The organism is Allorhizobium borbori, from assembly GCF_014196535.1.
GTDB lineage: Bacteria > Pseudomonadota > Alphaproteobacteria > Rhizobiales > Rhizobiaceae > Ectorhizobium > Ectorhizobium borbori.
The window spans coordinates 89,516-104,700 of the sequence record NZ_JACIDU010000003.1; the positions used below are offsets into that span (position 1 = coordinate 89,516).

Annotated in this window: 16 protein-coding genes and 1 tRNA gene; 5 read left to right on the forward strand and 12 right to left on the reverse strand. The window is 59.8% G+C overall.

Annotation, left to right across the window (positions count from 1 at the left end):
* Window positions 1-46: 46 nt before the first annotated feature.
* The 5 genes from GGQ66_RS04460 to pcsA form a co-directional block, all read right to left on the reverse strand.
* A complete protein-coding gene (locus GGQ66_RS04460; RefSeq protein ID WP_183789846.1) occupies window positions 47-1,120 on the reverse strand; it encodes a BMP family ABC transporter substrate-binding protein in 1,074 nt (357 codons plus the stop codon).
* A gap of 40 nt (window positions 1,121-1,160) precedes the next feature.
* Window positions 1,161-2,090 carry an ABC transporter permease gene (locus GGQ66_RS04465; RefSeq protein ID WP_183789849.1) on the reverse strand — a complete coding sequence of 310 codons (930 nt, stop codon included), beginning with the start codon at window positions 2,088-2,090 and terminating at the stop codon, window positions 1,161-1,163.
* A gap of 1 nt (window position 2,091) precedes the next feature.
* Window positions 2,092-3,177, reverse strand: coding sequence for an ABC transporter permease (locus GGQ66_RS04470; RefSeq protein ID WP_183789851.1), 1,086 nt, complete (start codon window positions 3,175-3,177; stop codon window positions 2,092-2,094).
* Window positions 3,167-4,732: an ABC transporter ATP-binding protein gene (locus GGQ66_RS04475; RefSeq protein ID WP_183790338.1), complete on the reverse strand. Its 1,566-nt coding sequence runs from the start codon at window positions 4,730-4,732 to the stop codon at window positions 3,167-3,169. Before GGQ66_RS04475 ends, GGQ66_RS04470 begins: the two co-directional genes overlap by 11 nt.
* A 168-nt stretch (window positions 4,733-4,900) precedes the next feature.
* On the reverse strand, window positions 4,901-5,626 hold the full coding sequence (gene pcsA / locus GGQ66_RS04480; RefSeq protein ID WP_183789853.1) for a phosphatidylcholine synthase: 726 nt from the start codon (window positions 5,624-5,626) through the stop codon (window positions 4,901-4,903).
* A 188-nt stretch (window positions 5,627-5,814) separates the two neighbouring features.
* Between pcsA and GGQ66_RS04485 the strand changes: the two genes are divergently transcribed.
* The gene (locus GGQ66_RS04485; protein WP_183789856.1) at window positions 5,815-7,020 is read left to right on the forward strand and encodes a UbiH/UbiF family hydroxylase; all 1,206 of its coding nucleotides are present in this window, start codon (window positions 5,815-5,817) and stop codon (window positions 7,018-7,020) included.
* Window positions 7,021-7,029: 9 nt separating this feature from the next.
* On the opposite strand, the gene GGQ66_RS04490 is transcribed toward GGQ66_RS04485, so the two are convergent.
* Window positions 7,030-7,974: an AEC family transporter gene (locus GGQ66_RS04490; RefSeq protein ID WP_183789858.1), complete on the reverse strand. Its 945-nt coding sequence runs from the start codon at window positions 7,972-7,974 to the stop codon at window positions 7,030-7,032.
* 34 nt (window positions 7,975-8,008) lie between these two features.
* A complete protein-coding gene (locus tag GGQ66_RS04495; RefSeq protein ID WP_183789860.1) occupies window positions 8,009-8,761 on the reverse strand; it encodes a cytochrome c biogenesis CcdA family protein in 753 nt (250 codons plus the stop codon).
* Between the two features lie 191 nt (window positions 8,762-8,952).
* Between GGQ66_RS04495 and GGQ66_RS04500 the strand changes: the two genes are divergently transcribed.
* Window positions 8,953-9,028, forward strand: a tRNA-Lys gene (locus tag GGQ66_RS04500).
* A 691-nt stretch (window positions 9,029-9,719) separates the two neighbouring features.
* On the opposite strand, the gene GGQ66_RS04505 is transcribed toward GGQ66_RS04500, so the two are convergent.
* Window positions 9,720-9,974 carry a hypothetical protein gene (locus tag GGQ66_RS04505; RefSeq protein ID WP_183789862.1) on the reverse strand — a complete coding sequence of 85 codons (255 nt, stop codon included), beginning with the start codon at window positions 9,972-9,974 and terminating at the stop codon, window positions 9,720-9,722.
* A 136-nt stretch (window positions 9,975-10,110) separates the two neighbouring features.
* Between GGQ66_RS04505 and GGQ66_RS04510 the strand changes: the two genes are divergently transcribed.
* Entirely contained in the window at window positions 10,111-10,338 is a 228-nt protein-coding gene (locus GGQ66_RS04510; RefSeq protein WP_183789864.1) for a hypothetical protein, read from the forward strand.
* Here GGQ66_RS04510 and GGQ66_RS04515 read toward each other — a convergent pair.
* From GGQ66_RS04515 to GGQ66_RS04525, 3 genes are all read right to left on the reverse strand, one after another.
* Window positions 10,335-10,637 (reverse strand): hypothetical protein, encoded by a 303-nt coding sequence (locus GGQ66_RS04515; RefSeq protein ID WP_183789866.1) that lies wholly within the window; start codon window positions 10,635-10,637, stop codon window positions 10,335-10,337. The two genes, GGQ66_RS04510 and GGQ66_RS04515, sit on opposite strands and share 4 nt — an antisense overlap.
* 3 nt (window positions 10,638-10,640) lie before the next feature.
* Window positions 10,641-11,189: a hypothetical protein gene (locus tag GGQ66_RS04520; RefSeq protein ID WP_183789868.1), complete on the reverse strand. Its 549-nt coding sequence runs from the start codon at window positions 11,187-11,189 to the stop codon at window positions 10,641-10,643.
* Between the two features lie 175 nt (window positions 11,190-11,364).
* On the reverse strand, window positions 11,365-12,801 hold the full coding sequence (locus GGQ66_RS04525) for a RepB family plasmid replication initiator protein (protein ID WP_183789870.1): 1,437 nt from the start codon (window positions 12,799-12,801) through the stop codon (window positions 11,365-11,367).
* Between the two features lie 642 nt (window positions 12,802-13,443).
* On the opposite strand from GGQ66_RS04525, the gene GGQ66_RS04530 reads away from it, so the two are divergent.
* Window positions 13,444-13,893 carry a hypothetical protein gene (locus GGQ66_RS04530; RefSeq protein ID WP_183789872.1) on the forward strand — a complete coding sequence of 150 codons (450 nt, stop codon included), beginning with the start codon at window positions 13,444-13,446 and terminating at the stop codon, window positions 13,891-13,893.
* Window positions 13,894-14,091: 198 nt separating this feature from the next.
* Here the strand turns inward: GGQ66_RS04530 and GGQ66_RS04535 are convergent, their stop codons facing one another.
* A complete protein-coding gene (locus GGQ66_RS04535; RefSeq protein ID WP_183789874.1) occupies window positions 14,092-14,370 on the reverse strand; it encodes a CopG family ribbon-helix-helix protein in 279 nt (92 codons plus the stop codon).
* 430 nt (window positions 14,371-14,800) lie between these two features.
* On the opposite strand from GGQ66_RS04535, the gene GGQ66_RS04540 reads away from it, so the two are divergent.
* Window positions 14,801-15,010 (forward strand): hypothetical protein, encoded by a 210-nt coding sequence (locus GGQ66_RS04540; protein WP_183789876.1) that lies wholly within the window; start codon window positions 14,801-14,803, stop codon window positions 15,008-15,010.
* Window positions 15,011-15,185: the final 175 nt, after the last annotated feature.

Below are 15,185 nucleotides of genomic sequence, written 5' to 3' on the forward strand. Positions count from 1 at the left end.
CGGCTTAGCGATGCGGGCCGGATTTACGGCAATGATTTCCGACAGATTACTGCGGCAGCTTGTCTTCTACGCCTTCAACGTAAAAGTTCATGCCGAGGATGGTGCCGTCATCCGCCTTTTCACCAGCCTTGAGCCAGGGGGTGCCGTCCTGCTTGTTGAGCGGGCCGGTGAAGGGGGCGATCTCGCCGGACTTGATCTTGGCTTCGGTTGCTTCGGCCTTGGCCTTCACGTCGTCGGGCATGTTGGTGTAGGGCGCCATGGTCAGGATGCCGTCCTTCAGGCCGTCGAAGCTTTGTTCAGACTTCCACGTTCCATCGAGCAACGCATTGGTGCGCTTGATGTAGTAGGGACCCCAGGTATCGACGATGGCCGAAAGCTGCGTCTTAGGGCCAGCCTTGATCATGTCGGACGCCTGACCGAAGGCCTGGATGCCACGCTCGGCGGCAACCTGCATCGGTGCGGTCGTGTCGGTGTGCTGCGTCAGGATATCGACGCCCTGGTCGATGAGAGCCTTGGCGGCGTCGGCTTCCTTGCCGGGGTCGAACCAGGTGTTTGCCCATACGACCTTCAGCTTGAAGTCGGGGTTCACGGTACGGGCACCGGTCACGAAGGCGTTGATGCCGGCGACGACTTCCGGGATCGGGAAGGACGCGATGTAACCGCCAACGCCCTTCTTGGAGATGGCGCCAGCGATCTGGCCGTTGATGAAGCGGCCTTCATAGAAACGCGAGTTGTAGGTGGAGACGTTTTCGGCGGTCTTGTAGCCCGTTGCGTGCTCGAACTTCACCTTCGGGAACTTCTGCGCAACCTTGAGCGTCGCATCCATGAAGCCGAAGGAGGTGGTGAAGACGAGGCTGCAGCCGGAACGGGCCATGCGCTCGATGGCGCGTTCGGCATCCGGACCTTCGGGAACGTTTTCAAGGAAGGGCGTTTCGATCTTGTCGCCAAGCGCCTTTTCGAGTTCCTGGCGGCCGAGTTCGTGGGCCTGGGTCCAGCCACCGTCGGTTCTGGAGCCGACGTAGATGAAGCAGACCTTGGTCTTGTCGGCGGCTTCTGCCGTAACGGCAGCGCCAACCAGAACCGCAGCGCTGGCGGCAAAGGAAAGAAGAAGCTTTTTCATAGTAACCTCTTTGGTTGATGTTTCCGAAGTTGGTGGCAGCTCAGCGATCCGGGACGAACGGCTTGCCGAGCGATGCGGGTGTGTTGATCAGCGTCGTGCGCCGATTTTGCGAGATGAGAACGAGAACCACGACCGTCGCGACATAGGGCAGCATCGACAGGAACTGTGCAGGGATAGCGATCCCGAATTCCTGACCGATGATCTGTGCGTGAAGCTGGGCGATGCCGACGGCACCGAACAGGTAGCCGCCGATGAGAACGCGCCACGGCCGCCAGGAAGCGAAGACGACAAGCGCCAATGCAATCCAGCCGCGACCCGCCGACATGTTCTCCACCCATTGCGGCGTATAGATCAGCGAAAGCTGTGCGCCCGCGAGGCCGGCACAGGCGCCACCGAACATGACGGCGAGATACCGGGTGCGGATAACGTTGATGCCGAGCGCATGGGCGGAGCCATGGCTATCGCCAATCGCACGCAGCTTCAGGCCGGCACGGGTCCTGAACAGGAACCAGTTGATGCCGAGCACCAGTGCGATGGACAGATAGAAGGCAATGTCCTGCTTGAAGAGGATCGGCCCGATAAAGGGAATATCCGAAAGCAGAGGGATAGCGATTGCCGGCAGTTTGATACCGGGAATGCCAACGAAACTTTCGCCCAGCATGCCGGAAGCGCCGAGGCCGAGAATGGTCAGCGCCAAGCCGGTCGCCACCTGGTTTGCCACCAGCGTCAACGTCAGAAAGCCGAACAGCAGCGAGAACACGGCGCCGGAGACGATGCCGGCAATCACGCCAATATAGGGCGAGCCCGTCATCTGCGCCACGGCGAAGGCACCAACGGCGCCCATGATCATCATGCCCTCGACACCGAGATTGAGAACGCCGGCCCGTTCCGTCACCAGTTCACCAAGCGAGGCAATGACGAGCGGCGTAGAAGCCGTGATGATCGTCAGAAGAATAGCTTCGAAGATCATGTCAGGCCTTCCCTTCCGATTTGCCGCCCGCCAGAACGAGCCTGACCTTGTAGAGAATGAGCGTATCGCAGGACAGCACGAAGAACAGTAGCAGGCCCTGGAAAACGCGGGTGACCTTATCGGACACGCCAATCGAAAGCTGCGCGGCTTCGCCGCCGAGATAGGTCAATGCCAGAACCAGACCGGATGCGATGGCCCCGAGTGGATTGAGGCGACCGAGGAAGGCGACGATAATGGCCGTGAAACCGTAGCCGGGCGAAATGATCGGCTGAATATGGCCGATGGAACCCGCGACTTCCGAAATGCCGGCGAGACCCGCCAACGCGCCGGAAAACAGCATCGAGAACCAGATCATGCGGCGCGAGGAAAAGCCGGCGAAGCGCCCTGCCCGTTCTGACTGGCCGAGAACTGCGACCTGAAAACCCTTCATCGTGAACCGCATCATGATCCATGTCAGGAGAGCGGCAATGAGGGCAAAAGCAAAGGCCCAATGGGCGCGGCCCGATTCGAACATCGGCCCAAGCGTGGCGGCATCGGAGAAGGTGACAGATTGCGGGAAGTTGAATCCCTTCGGGTCTTTCCACACGCCACGCGCCAGCCAGTCAAGGAAAAGCTGAGCGACATAGACAAGCATCAAGCTGGTCAAGATTTCATTCGTATTGAAATGGGCCTTGAGCAGCGCCGGAATCCCCGCATAGAGCGCACCGCCGAGGGCTCCGAGAATGAGCATCATGGGCAGGGTCAACGGCGTCTGCCATCCGGCAAATACGATCGGCAGGATGGAACCGAATATCGCGCCGACGGTGAACTGGCCTTCGGCGCCAATGTTCCAGTTATTCGAACGATAAGCGACCGACAGGCCGACGCCAATGAGGATCAGCGGTGCGGCCTTGATGGCAAGCTCGTGCAGTGACCAGGTGTCGAGCAAAGGTTCGATGAAGAAGCTGTAGAGCGCGCTCAGCGGATCCTTGCCGAGCGCCATGAACATCAGTCCGCCGAAAAACACGGTCAGCGCCAGTGCCAGAAGCGGCGACAGCAAGGCGTGCAGCTTCGATGCCCGAGGCCGTCTTTCAAGCTCAATGCGCATGCGCTGCCTCCGGGTGATTGCTGCCGTCATGCATGCCGCCCATCAGCAGGCCAATCTTTTCCATCGTCATTTCACCGGCCGGATAGGGTGCGGAAAGCCGCCCTTCAGAGATCACAGCGATCTGGCTGGCGACCTCGAAGATTTCGTCAAGGTCCTGACTGATGACGATGACGGCCGAACCGCTGCGCGCAAGGTCGACCAGCGCCTGACGGATACGGCTGGCCGCGCCGGCATCCACACCCCAGGTGGGCTGGTTGACGATCAGAACCGACGGCTGGCGGTCGAGTTCACGGCCGACGATGAACTTTTGCAGGTTGCCACCCGAAAGCGACCCGGCGGGCGGGTCGATGCTCGCCTTGCGGACGTCCATTTCCGCGCTGATTCGCTTCGTTGCATCCGAAAGCGTACCCTGGCGGATGAGCCCCAGAGGCCCGCCGCTCAGGAAGGCCGCCCGATCCGATTGACTGCGGGCCAGAAGCAGGTTTTCCGAAAGCGAAAGCGCCGGCACGGCAGCGTGGCCGTGGCGTTCTTCCGGCACGAAGCTGGCTCCCAGCAGACGGCGGCGGTTGATGCCGAGCGTACCCGCCGGCACACCATTGAGAAGGACAGCATTGGCATCGGCCTGCGGGAACTCACCCGAAAGCGCATCGAACAACTCGCCCTGCCCATTGCCGGCAACGCCAGCAATCGCCAGCACCTCGCCGGCTCGCACGGAAAGCGAAATGCCCTTGAGTGAAACGGCAAACGGCGTGCGTGCCGCAACCGTCAGATTGCGGGTCTCAAGCTTGACCGCGCCGATGGCGACGCTCTGGTCGCGCTCGACGCTTGCCACATCGGCGCCGACCATCATGCGAGCCAGCGACGACGGTGTTTCGCTCTTGGGGTCGCAAGCGCCCGTGACCTTGCCGTGGCGAAGCACCGTTGCCCGGTCACAGATGCGCTGCACTTCTTCCAGACGGTGGCTGATATAAAGAACCGAGCGGCCTTCCGCGCGAAGCTTGTCCAGCGTTTCGAAAAGCTTGTCGGCTTCCTGCGGTGTGAGCACCGACGTCGGTTCATCAAGAATGATCAGACGCGGATTCTGGAGCAGCGCGCGGACAATTTCAATGCGCTGGCGCTCCCCGACCGAGAGATCGGCCACATGGGCGGACGGATCGAGCGGCAGGCCATATTGACGGGACAGGGCCGCAGCCTCTTCGGCCACCTTGGAAAGCGGCACATTGTCATCAAGGGAAAGCGCGATGTTTTCCGCGACCGTCAGTGCCTCGAACAGCGAGAAATGCTGGAACACCATGCCGATGCCGAGCTTGCGCGCTTCGCCCGGAGAACTGATCGAAACCGGAGTCCCGTTCCAGACAATCTCGCCGGATGTCGGGCTCAGAACGCCGAAAAGCATTTTTACGAGCGTGGATTTGCCTGCGCCGTTTTCACCGAGAAGCGCGTGAATCTCGCCGGGCATGATTTCGAGATCAATGCCGTTGTTTGCAGCGAAAGTACCGAAAAGCTTCGTCAGTTTCCGAACGGACAACAGCGGGACAATGGCCGCTTCTGTCATAGTCAATCTTTTCCCCTCGACCGGCACCCGGCGGGCTCTTGCAGGCCCGTTCCACAGCGGCGGCTTTCACGCGTCGATTTCACGACCAATTATTGACCACCCGGATAAAACTTATGCAAGCCCTTTTTTTAGCCACACACAGTGTGCATGGGTTGCGACGCAGGCGGGTTACTTTTTGCCAAGCCCCGGAAAAAGTTGAAGGACTGCGCCGATCGCATATAGGTACAGACCACTTGCCGTAATGCCGATCTTCAACCACAGCGGAGTCTGGAAGCCGACCGCCAGTGCGTAGGCGCCCAACCCGGCCCAGACGAAGAAAACCGTGAGATTCAGCCCCCGCAGTCGCTTCACGCGCACGGGGTGCAGGAAGTGGATGGGCAGGAAGGTGAGAACAACCGAAAAGGCGACCACAAGACTTGCCGCCAGCATTCCGGCATCCACCACGAAGAGCGTGAAGATGACCATGTTCCAGACGACGGGGAAGCCGGAGAAGAAATATTCGTCGGTCTTCATGCCCATGTCGGCATAATAGATGGCGCTCGAAACGACGATGGCGCCGCCAGCGAGGAACGACCAGGGTTCACCGATCATGCCGCTCTGATAAAGTGCGAAGGCCGGCAGGAGAACGTAGGTAACGTAATCGATGATGTTATCGAGTGTGTCGCCCGACCAGTTCGGCAGAACTTCCTTGACGCGCACGCGCCGCGCGATGGGGCCATCGATACCATCCACGAAGAGTGCGGCGGCCAGCCACCAGAACATCGAAACGAAATCGCGCTCAGCAGCAGCGAGAACACCAAGAAAGGCCAGGAACGAGCCCGAAGCCGTGAGAATGTGGACGGAAAAGGCCCGCATCTCCGCATAGGGAACCCGTCTGTAATTGAAGATTTTCATGCCCGCGTCCCCTGGACAATGCCTCGTCATTCCGCTTCTAGACCGAAAAGATAACGGGAGGAAAGCGGCATTCGCTGACTTTTCACATGGTGCGGATGACGGAAAAACGCGCCGGGCCCGAATGCCGCATGGAAATCCGTGTGCGGGCGGCATAAGTTACGTCCGGTTGAATTGCTTCGGAGCGTGAAATGGCAAGGTTCGAAACAGCGGTTGTGGGTGGCGGGCTTGCCGGGTTCATTGCTGCACTTGCAATGGGGCGCGCCGGTCGCTCTGTTGCACTGATTGCCCCCGAAACGGAAAAGACCGACCGCCGTACCACGGCGCTGATGGACCAGTCCGTGCGCTTCATGGAACGGCTTGGCCTTTGGGACCGCGTTTCGCCCGATGCCGCCGCCCTTTCCACCATGCAGATCATTGATGGCACGGCGCGGCTCATCCGCGCGCCGGTTGCCCGCTTCCGTTCGTCGGATATCGGCGTTGCCGCCTTCGGCTATAATTTTGTCAACAGTTCCCTGCTCGGCGCGCTGCTGGATGCCGTCGTCGCGGAACCCAACATCACCCTGTTTCCGTCTACTGTGGAAAATGTCGCTCTTTCGCCCGATGGCGTTACCCTTTCCCTTTCGGACGGCGTAACGGTGGAAGCCGATTTCGTGATCGGTGCGGACGGGCGCAAGTCCCGCATGCGGGAAGCGGCGGGTGTCGGTATCCGCACCTGGGCTTATCCGCAAACGGCTGTCGTGCTGAATTTTGCCCACACCCTGCCCCATAACAACACCTCTACCGAATTCCACACGGAAACAGGCCCGTTCACGCAGGTGCCGTTGCCGGGCAACCGGTCGAGCCTCGTTTGGGTCGTGCGCCCGGAGGAAGCCGAGCGTCTGCTGGCGCTCTCGCCCGAGGATCTCGGTGAACGGATCGAGACCCGCATGCAGTCCATGCTCGGCAAGGTAACCGTGGAAGACGGCGCGCAGGCCTGGCCGCTTTCCAGCCTTGTCGCCGACCGGTTCGGCAAGGGGCGAGTCGCGCTGATCGGCGAGGCCGCCCATGCCTTCCCGCCGATCGGTGCGCAGGGCCTCAACCTTTCGCTGCGCGACATCATCACCCTGACGGAAATTCTCGGCACGGTGCGCGAACGTCCGGTGCCTGCCGATGCCGGCGACCGTTTCGACCGCCGCCGCCGCATGGATGTGTTGAGCCGTACCTATAGCGTCGATCTGCTCAATCGCTCGCTGCTTTCTGAGTTCCTGCCGGTGCAGATGGTCAGGGCCGCTGGCCTCCACCTCATTTCCGGCCTTGCGCCGCTGCGCAACATGCTGATGCGCGAGGGGGTGGAACCCGGCCGCGGTCTGCGGGCCCTGCCCCAGATGCTGAAAGACGCGGTCAGCCGCCGCTGACTTCCCGGTTCACAGCCAGCCGGCCCGGATGGCGTAGAGAAACGCCGACAGGGTGAAGACCGAACAGGCGGTGGTGACGAGGATGGTCACGGATGCCTTTTCCTGCCAAACACCATAGTGCTGGCCCATGACCTGCACGCTTGCCGCCGTGGGCAGTGCCGCAACCAGAACCGCAGTGTGCACCCACACAGGATCGAAGTTGCCGAACTTGGTCAGCACCGCATAGACCGCCAGCGGATGCAGCACCAGTTTGACCGGAACGATAGCAAGAATATCGCCGGGCACACGGGTCAACGGTTTCAGTGCCAGTGTCACGCCGATCGAAAAGAGCGCGACCGGTGCCGCCGAGGATGCCAGGGCATCCACGAACTGTGCGAGCGGTCTCGGCTGGTTCCATTGCAGCAGGGCCGCCGCAAGCCCCGCCAGTGCACCGAGCACGAAAGGATGGCTCAACACCTTCCTGCCGATATCGCCGGCAAGCTGGATGACGGAGCGGCGATCCCCCTTGGCAAAGGCCATGAGTGCCGGAATGACCGTGAAATGCGTGGCGTTTTCGAAGCAGACGATCAGCGCGACAGGGATCGCCGCCTTTTCACCGAAAGCCAGAAGCGAAAGGCCTGGCCCCATGAACCCGATATTGCCGTAGGAACCGGCAAAAGCCTGCATTGTCGCTTCCGGCGTCGTTTTCCGGCGCCACAAGCGGGCCACTGCAAAGATCAGCACGAACATGAGATAGGTGCCGAGCACATCGAACAGGATGAAATCGAACCGGGTGATATCGGCAAAGGGCGCCCGCGACATCAGCTTGAACAAAAGTGCGGGCATGGCTGCGTAGATCACATAGATATTCAGCCATCCCAGTGCTTCGATGGGTTGGCGAAAATAGAGCGCCGCACCGTATCCGACGGCAATCAGGCCGAAAAAGGGGATGAGCATCCCGATGATATCAGCCATGTCCGCCGCTCCCGATTCGTGTACGCGCTCCGGTTTAACCGATCTGCATCAACACGGGGAAGGTCTGCTGGAACCAGATTGCGGCATCGCTCACGAAACCGAAGATGAAGGCAAGGCCAGTCAGCACGAGCAGGAGGCCCATGATCTTCTCGACCACGCCCAGGTGTTTGCGGAAACGGGTGAGGAAGCGCATGAACGCACCGGAAAAACCGGCAGCAATCCAGAACGGTACAGCCAGACCAAGCGAATAGACCGCCAGAAGCAGGGCACCATCACCCACCGTGTCACGCGCGGCTGCGACACCGAGAATCGCTCCCAGCACCGGACCGATACAGGGCGTCCAGCCAAAGGCGAAGGCAAGGCCCATGATGTAAGCGCCGGATAACGTTGCAGGCCGGCCGCCGCCCTGGAAGCGCGCTTCACGCGCCAGAAAGCCAATCCGGAACAGGCCAAGGAAATTCAGACCCATGACAATGATGATGAGCCCGCCGACCTTCGCAAGAAGATCCATATGCTGCCGCAGGAGGCCACCAATGGTCGACGCCCCTGCCCCCAGCGCCACGAACACGGTCGCAAAGCCGAGCGTGAACAGGAAGGCCGTCAGAAGAACGGCGCTCCGTGTCCGCACGGCCGCCGCCGCGCTTCCCTCGGATTCGCCACGAAACTGGTCCAGCGAGATGCCCGCCATGTAACAGAGATAAGGCGGCACCAGCGGCAAAACGCAAGGGGATAGAAAGGACAAGGCTCCGGCCACCAGCGCGCTCAGGAATGAAATATCGGCGATCATGACGCGAAACGCTCCGGAACCTGTGAATTGTGCGCCTTCCTAGCGCCCGAAAGCCGCAAATGCCAATCACCTTTTCGCATCCGCGACTTGAAACCGCAGGAAAGCCGCAAAACCTTCCATTTTTCGGTTGACCGCTCAATGGCTCGTGCATATGTTCCGCGCACTTTCGAGAGGCGGCCTTCGCCCCACGGGAGCGCGTAGCTCAGCCGGTAGAGCAACTGACTTTTAATCAGTAGGTCTTGGGTTCGAACCCCAACGCGCTCACCACCTTCCCTCCCCAGAAACCCTAGTGTTTTCATAATCTTATCTACACCCTTTGAAATTTCTGCACGCCCCCACAAAATGCCTGAGGGTCAGCATAGGGTCAGCCGCCTAAAAACCGTGCAGTATCAACAAGCAATTTTGACGTTTGATTGCCGACTCGGAATCACGACTCAGTCGTACTGTCCGCATGCATATGCAGCGTATACCTTGCATGGATTGCACAGTCGGTGCCCGTAGCCATCGCTCATGATAACCGTCTTACACCGCATGCACTCTCTCAGTTTCCGAACCTGGACAGACGTCGACTTCGGCTTCTGCAGCCCTGGTTTGCGGAGACGGCTCTCGACGGCAGCCTTGGTCCGCCCGAGCGCCTCGGCGATATCGCGCAGTGTCATGTGACGGCGGCGTAGCTGATCGAGAAGAGCGTCATCGTCAGAGGTCCAATACGTCCTCCCGTCCGCCGTGGGCTTCCCCTCGGGCCGATATCGGCGTCCGAGACGGAGATCGGCAGCGCGCGGTTTGAACGTGGTCGGCGGCTTGCCAATGGCTGCCTCTATCTCGTCGTCCGTAAAATTCTTCGCCCACATTTCCGCGAGCGTCGCATCCTGCTCTTTTGTCCAGCGGCTCCCCATCGATCTCTCCCTCTATCGAAGTCTTGAGATCGATTCTGTGGTCTGAACGCCGCCGGCGGAAATTAGACGGGACTTATGGTCAGCCCCTTGAACTCCCGACGCATTGCTTCGTACGCGTCGCCCGATCGATGGGCCGTCAGTCGCTCCCCATCTCGATATCGGTCGAGGAGAGCGCGGACGTCATCGATCAGTGCTGGTCGCGACGACAGCACTGTCTCGAGCGGATCGAGGCGGCCGAGGGCTACCGACACATCGACGTAGGCCGCGGCGGCCTCGACGACGTCGTGACGGTCAAACGACATGTCGATGAACTCCATACCCTCGCGCCTGTTGGCATTCGGCGCACCATACTCGCGGACCTGTAGGCGTATCCACAAGCCAACCAGGACGGCCGTCACGCGCACACGACCACGCCGAAAGGCGTGTGGCGTCTCTGACGATATCGTCGGCAGCGTGAATGGTTTCCTCGGGCAACGGACGCTCGAAACCGAGCGTGATCCACATGAGACCACGCTCGGTTTCGAGCTTCTCGATCCGAAGATCAGGGTTGAGTTCGCGGAGCGCCTTCGCGGCTTCGACGGCAGCCGTGAAATGGCCGACGTGGAGATCGACCTCGGCCCAGGGATACACGACGTCAGCGTACGCACGCTTGAATACGCGGCTCATCAGGTCATCCATTAGTGCAGGCTCCCCTTGTTGATCTGCTCGACAGCTTCGAGCGCTCGTCCAATGATCTCGTTGACCTGCTTCATGCCGTTGGCTTGGATGAGATGCACCGCGCCCGCGATCTGAAAAGTGAGGTCACCCTCCGCATCGCGAACGATGCCGATCACGATCAAGAACGCGCGGACGTCGGTCGGCAGGTCTACGAGTTCCTGCATCGCGGCGTGGACGGCAGGCAGCCATTCGTCCGGAATGTCGACAGGAGCGGTCGGCGAGATCATCGCGCCGTAGATGTGGTTCAGTTCTTCGCCGGTCATCGCTTAGCCATCCAAGTCCATGCCAACGGTCAACTCTTCAAACGTCCGCGGGGCGAACCCCGTGTCGGGGCAGTCCACCCCGACATCCCTAGAGCGCCCAAGAGGCGGCAGGCTGCCGTGGCTATGGCCGAAGAAATGGACAGCGCCCTTATGCGCGCCAGGCCATGTCCTGTGGGCGTAGTGGCTTAGGTAAACACGACGTCCGTAGTCCGTCGTCTCGAGCGCCGTCGTCGGCGTCCCGAGCCAGTCCAGACGTGCGATCGTCGGATGCATCTGGTTGGCTTTCTTGAAATCATGGTTGCCGAGGACGAGCTTCTTCATGCCCTTGAGGCGGCCGAAGATGGTGCGGACACGCTCCTCGTCGTGCAGGCCCATGGCGAAATCGCCGAGGTGATAGACGATGTCACGCTCTCCGACGACGGCGTTCCAGCGGTCGATCAGGGTCTCGTCCATCTCCTCAGTCGAAGAGAACGGACGGCCTGGATGGGTTAGCATAAGAGCGTGGGAAAAGTGGCTGTCAGCCGTGTAGAACTTGCGTCGGAAGTGCGACATGAGATGTCTCCTGCGAATAGATCGATAGCGGTCGTCAGCCCCCAAGGGCTTCAGTCGGCTATCGCTATGCGCAGGTTGGTCATCTCGGTCTCCATCAATTCGCGGCAACCATGCCGGGCACGAATTGGTAAGTCAACGCGGCATCCGCGCATCCGGTTAACGAGATGCGATCGGATCAGAAGTCGATGTCGTCGTCGCTGTAGTCAACGGCGGCCGTCTTGAAATCAGGGGTCGGCTCGTCGCCGTAGCTGAGATGCGCGTAGTCGTCGCCCATGGAGATGTCGTCATCGGCGACATACTCGGCTTCGACAACGTTCGTCTCGATGACGGCGGTGACCACCTTCTTCTTCGGCTGACGCTCGACGGCGACGCCGACGTCCTCGGCGATGTTGAAGCTACCGAACTGAGCAAAGTCCTTCTTGTCGAGCCAGAACTCGAGGACATCGTCAGCGCCGTGCTGGTCGATCAGACCGATGAAGTCGGCGTCTGACAGGCCAACGCTGAACTCTGCCTTACCGCCCATGGCCGCCCAGACCTCCAGTTTCCACTTGTCGGCGACGAACTGCACGCTGCTGTTCAGCCACGTCGCGGCTTTCCGCAGAACCAGGAGGTTCGGGTAGCGCTCGGTCGGGATCGAGTTGACGCCCGTGTTCACGGCATCGACCTGTTCGCGGGCCTCTGCGGTCAGGTTCAGGGCCTTCACTTCCTTGAGCTTCTTGGCCGCGTTGCCGACTTCGATGAGAATGTCGTCCTCAGGACCGAAGCCCAGGTCGAACGACAGCTTGAAGCGGCGGCGCGGGCCAGAGATGGCGAGCAGGTCGTCACGGACGCGAGCGATGGCATCTTCGACAACGCTGGTCTGTGCTGTCTCCGGAATGCCGAGAGCGGACGCGAACTGCTGACGGCTGCCGCCGATGGTCTGCCGCTTGGACCAGTGCTTGCCAGCCTCGAATGAGGCCTTGATGTAGAGCGCCGTCGTGTATTTCGAGCGGAACTTGGCGATGGCGTTGATGTCCACCCAGCCGTAGTCCCTGCTATGACCGACGGCGTCGCGCAGCACCTTGGGCATGCCGAACGTGACGATCTCGCCATCGATCTCCAGCATCTCAAGCATTGGCATCGAGACACGGCCGTGAGCGCCAAACTGGTTGACGTGAATCGACATCTGGAGCGACGTCAGCTTCTGGAGCGACTTGATGATGCGGCTACGGTGTTCGACGCCGAGGAAGTCCTTGAGGGCCTGCATCGAGATAGTAGCGGTGGCGTCTTCGATTCCGTGATGCCGGTGCTGCCCGAACAGTCTCCAGAAGATCGCGATGTCTTGGGCGTTCAGGGTCTTGATGTCGGTCTTGAGGGTTTCGACGACAACCCGGGGAATCTCGATCCTCGGCGACGTCCTGTCGTTTGTCTGAACGGTCTCGAAATCGAAGTCGGAGGCTTTGATGCCACGGCGTTGATAGCCACGGATGACGGCATTGCCGGAAAGCTGCCAGATGTAGTCAGAGCGGACGCCAGCTTGGTTCCAGTGTTCCATGAACGTGCCGCGCTTGCCGTGCATCTTATGCCGCGGCTTGCCCATTTCGTCGATGTCTGTAGGTTGCTGGTAGTCCAAGATCGTCTCCCCGTTAAACAAGGATTGATCGAGATGGCGCACGGCGCAATAGCCGACGACAGGATTATTTCACGTATTGCTCTCGGGCCTTAGAGTTCTGCCGCCTCTGCTCGTCTGTCCAGGGTGGTATCATGGAATCATAATAAGAGGACTTATTAGAGCGCGTAACGGGGTTGTCTTAGAAGACCTTGGATAGCGTCTTCGAGACCTTATGGGTTCAGAGAATACACTGGGGTTTCCTGTCTTCCCTGGCGGGGCCTAGCGGGGCGCTTCGCTTGTTTTTGTTCTTTAGGTCCAAAGCGGCGAAGCGTCGAGTAACCGTCAGGCGGACGAGAGAACATTATGAGCGTAGCGACACATAAGATAGCGCTGTCCTGTACCCTTCGGGTTCGTGACGGCGAAGCCCCTTGGTTTCATTATCTATTGGGAGCGCCAGGGAGAGTCGTCGCGCGGAGCGCTCCTAGTGCGCGACGCGTTTTTAAAACGCAAAGTTACTTGTAACCGAAATACGTTCATGGCGACTCTGTCATCGTTAGCAAAGTTACATGTAGGTCCAAGAAATTAAAGTTACACGTAACTTTCGTGTTGTGTGAAGTTCCGCCGGTCGACATGCTTGTGTCAGTGGAGCCGAGGGAGACGGACATGAAGACGTACACACAGCAGTTGCTCGAAGAGATGATCGCGGACGACGATGCGCCGGTCGCCGAGAAGCCCAAGATGAAGCGTGGCCGCAAGGTCCGCGAGGATCGGTCGGGCGAGACGCCTGAAGAGTTCCGCGCCCGGAAGTCCGAGGAGCAGAAGGAACGCCGTGCTGCGCGCGCCGCGAAGGAAGCCGAGATGAAGACGGTCATCAGGACCGCCGACACCACACGTCAGGCGTTGGCCGATGCGGCGATGGTCCTGCTTCATGAGGGCGGCGAAGTCGCGGCCAGGATCGAGGCACTGCTCGGCGAAGTGTTCAATGTCCAGGTGGGCGCTCCGATGAGCATCCGCTCTGAGTGTAGGACCCGCACCCTCAAGCCGAAGTACCTCAAGTACCCCCCGATGACCGACGCCGAACGCGCACGTCGGATCAAGGCGCTGGCGATGTGATCCAATGTGCGAATGGGACAAATGTGACGGCTTATACCTCTAGCTCCGGTTTAACCATATCTTGAGGTTCTTGCGGCTGACACTCGCCAAGGCACACGCCCTGGTTTAAATGGGGCGAATGCCCCACCAGTCTGTCTTCAGATGGCGCTACGACCGCAGACCAGCGTTCTGCGCTTTTGGATAAACGAACAGGAGGCATCAACCGACCCGCTGACCACGGCGATATTCGGCGGCATCGACGATTGTCCGAGCCTTTTCAAGCACGTCCTCAAGATCGACACTTTCCCCGCGATCCAGTTCATCGATGCCTTGAGCATCTCGGAGAACTTCCGCTCCTTCACCTGCCAGATATTGACCAAGGGCCCTCTGCATCACCCAGGTACGATCTCGATCCAGAAGCACGGCAATCCGATCAAACTCCTCAACCAAAGGCGTCGGCAACCTGAGGGAAACCTGGGTTTTTTCGTTATGCAACATGGCAAACCGCACCGTATTTCACTGAAATACGGTGTAACCCATTCGCTATAAAAGTCAATTGCCACTGCTCTTTGCTGCCCGGAGGGAATCGCATAAACCCCTGATTATCGGACATTTATGCAAATTTTATCGAGCCTCAATATATAGTGGTTCCGGAGCTAACGGGACGTCAAATGTGTCCCATTGAAGATTTAAGATGACGCGGCGGTCTTGGGTGTCCCAGCCGCCGTTTTTGTCGCTTGCATGATAACGCCGTTAGATCGGGCGCATAACGGCGTTACGGGAGAAGCGCGAGATGGCAAAGGTTTCGAGGGAGCAGTGGTACAAGACGACAGAGCGTCAGAGGGAGGCCTCGGAGCGCACGAGGTCGGCGAGGAAGAAAGCCCGCAGTCCTCAGGCGCGCGACGTAGACGAGGCATTGTCGGCGGCCATGGCGTCGGTATCCCGGCGCATCCTGCGTGAGGACAAGGCCGCCCGAGACGCGGGCTCCTGCGTCGAGATGGTGATGCCCAGGCAGATCACCGACTGGCTCCTGGATGCTACCATCAGCCACCTTGTCGACATCCGAGGAATGGATCGCTCGAAGTCGAGGTCCGCACTTCAGGACCGTCTCAAGAAGAGCCGACGCTACCAGTCCTGATCGGCGAGTTCGCTGATACCTACACATCATCCAAAGCTCTGGACCCCATCTGGCGGCCTTCCCTGCGCTTGTTTTCTGAGGCGTTAGTCTCGTTTCCCCCCATTACTCCCCAAATCAGAATCGAAAATTTTGAAATAACGGCGTTTTTGCTTAGTGCCTTGCAAGGCCCAGAAAC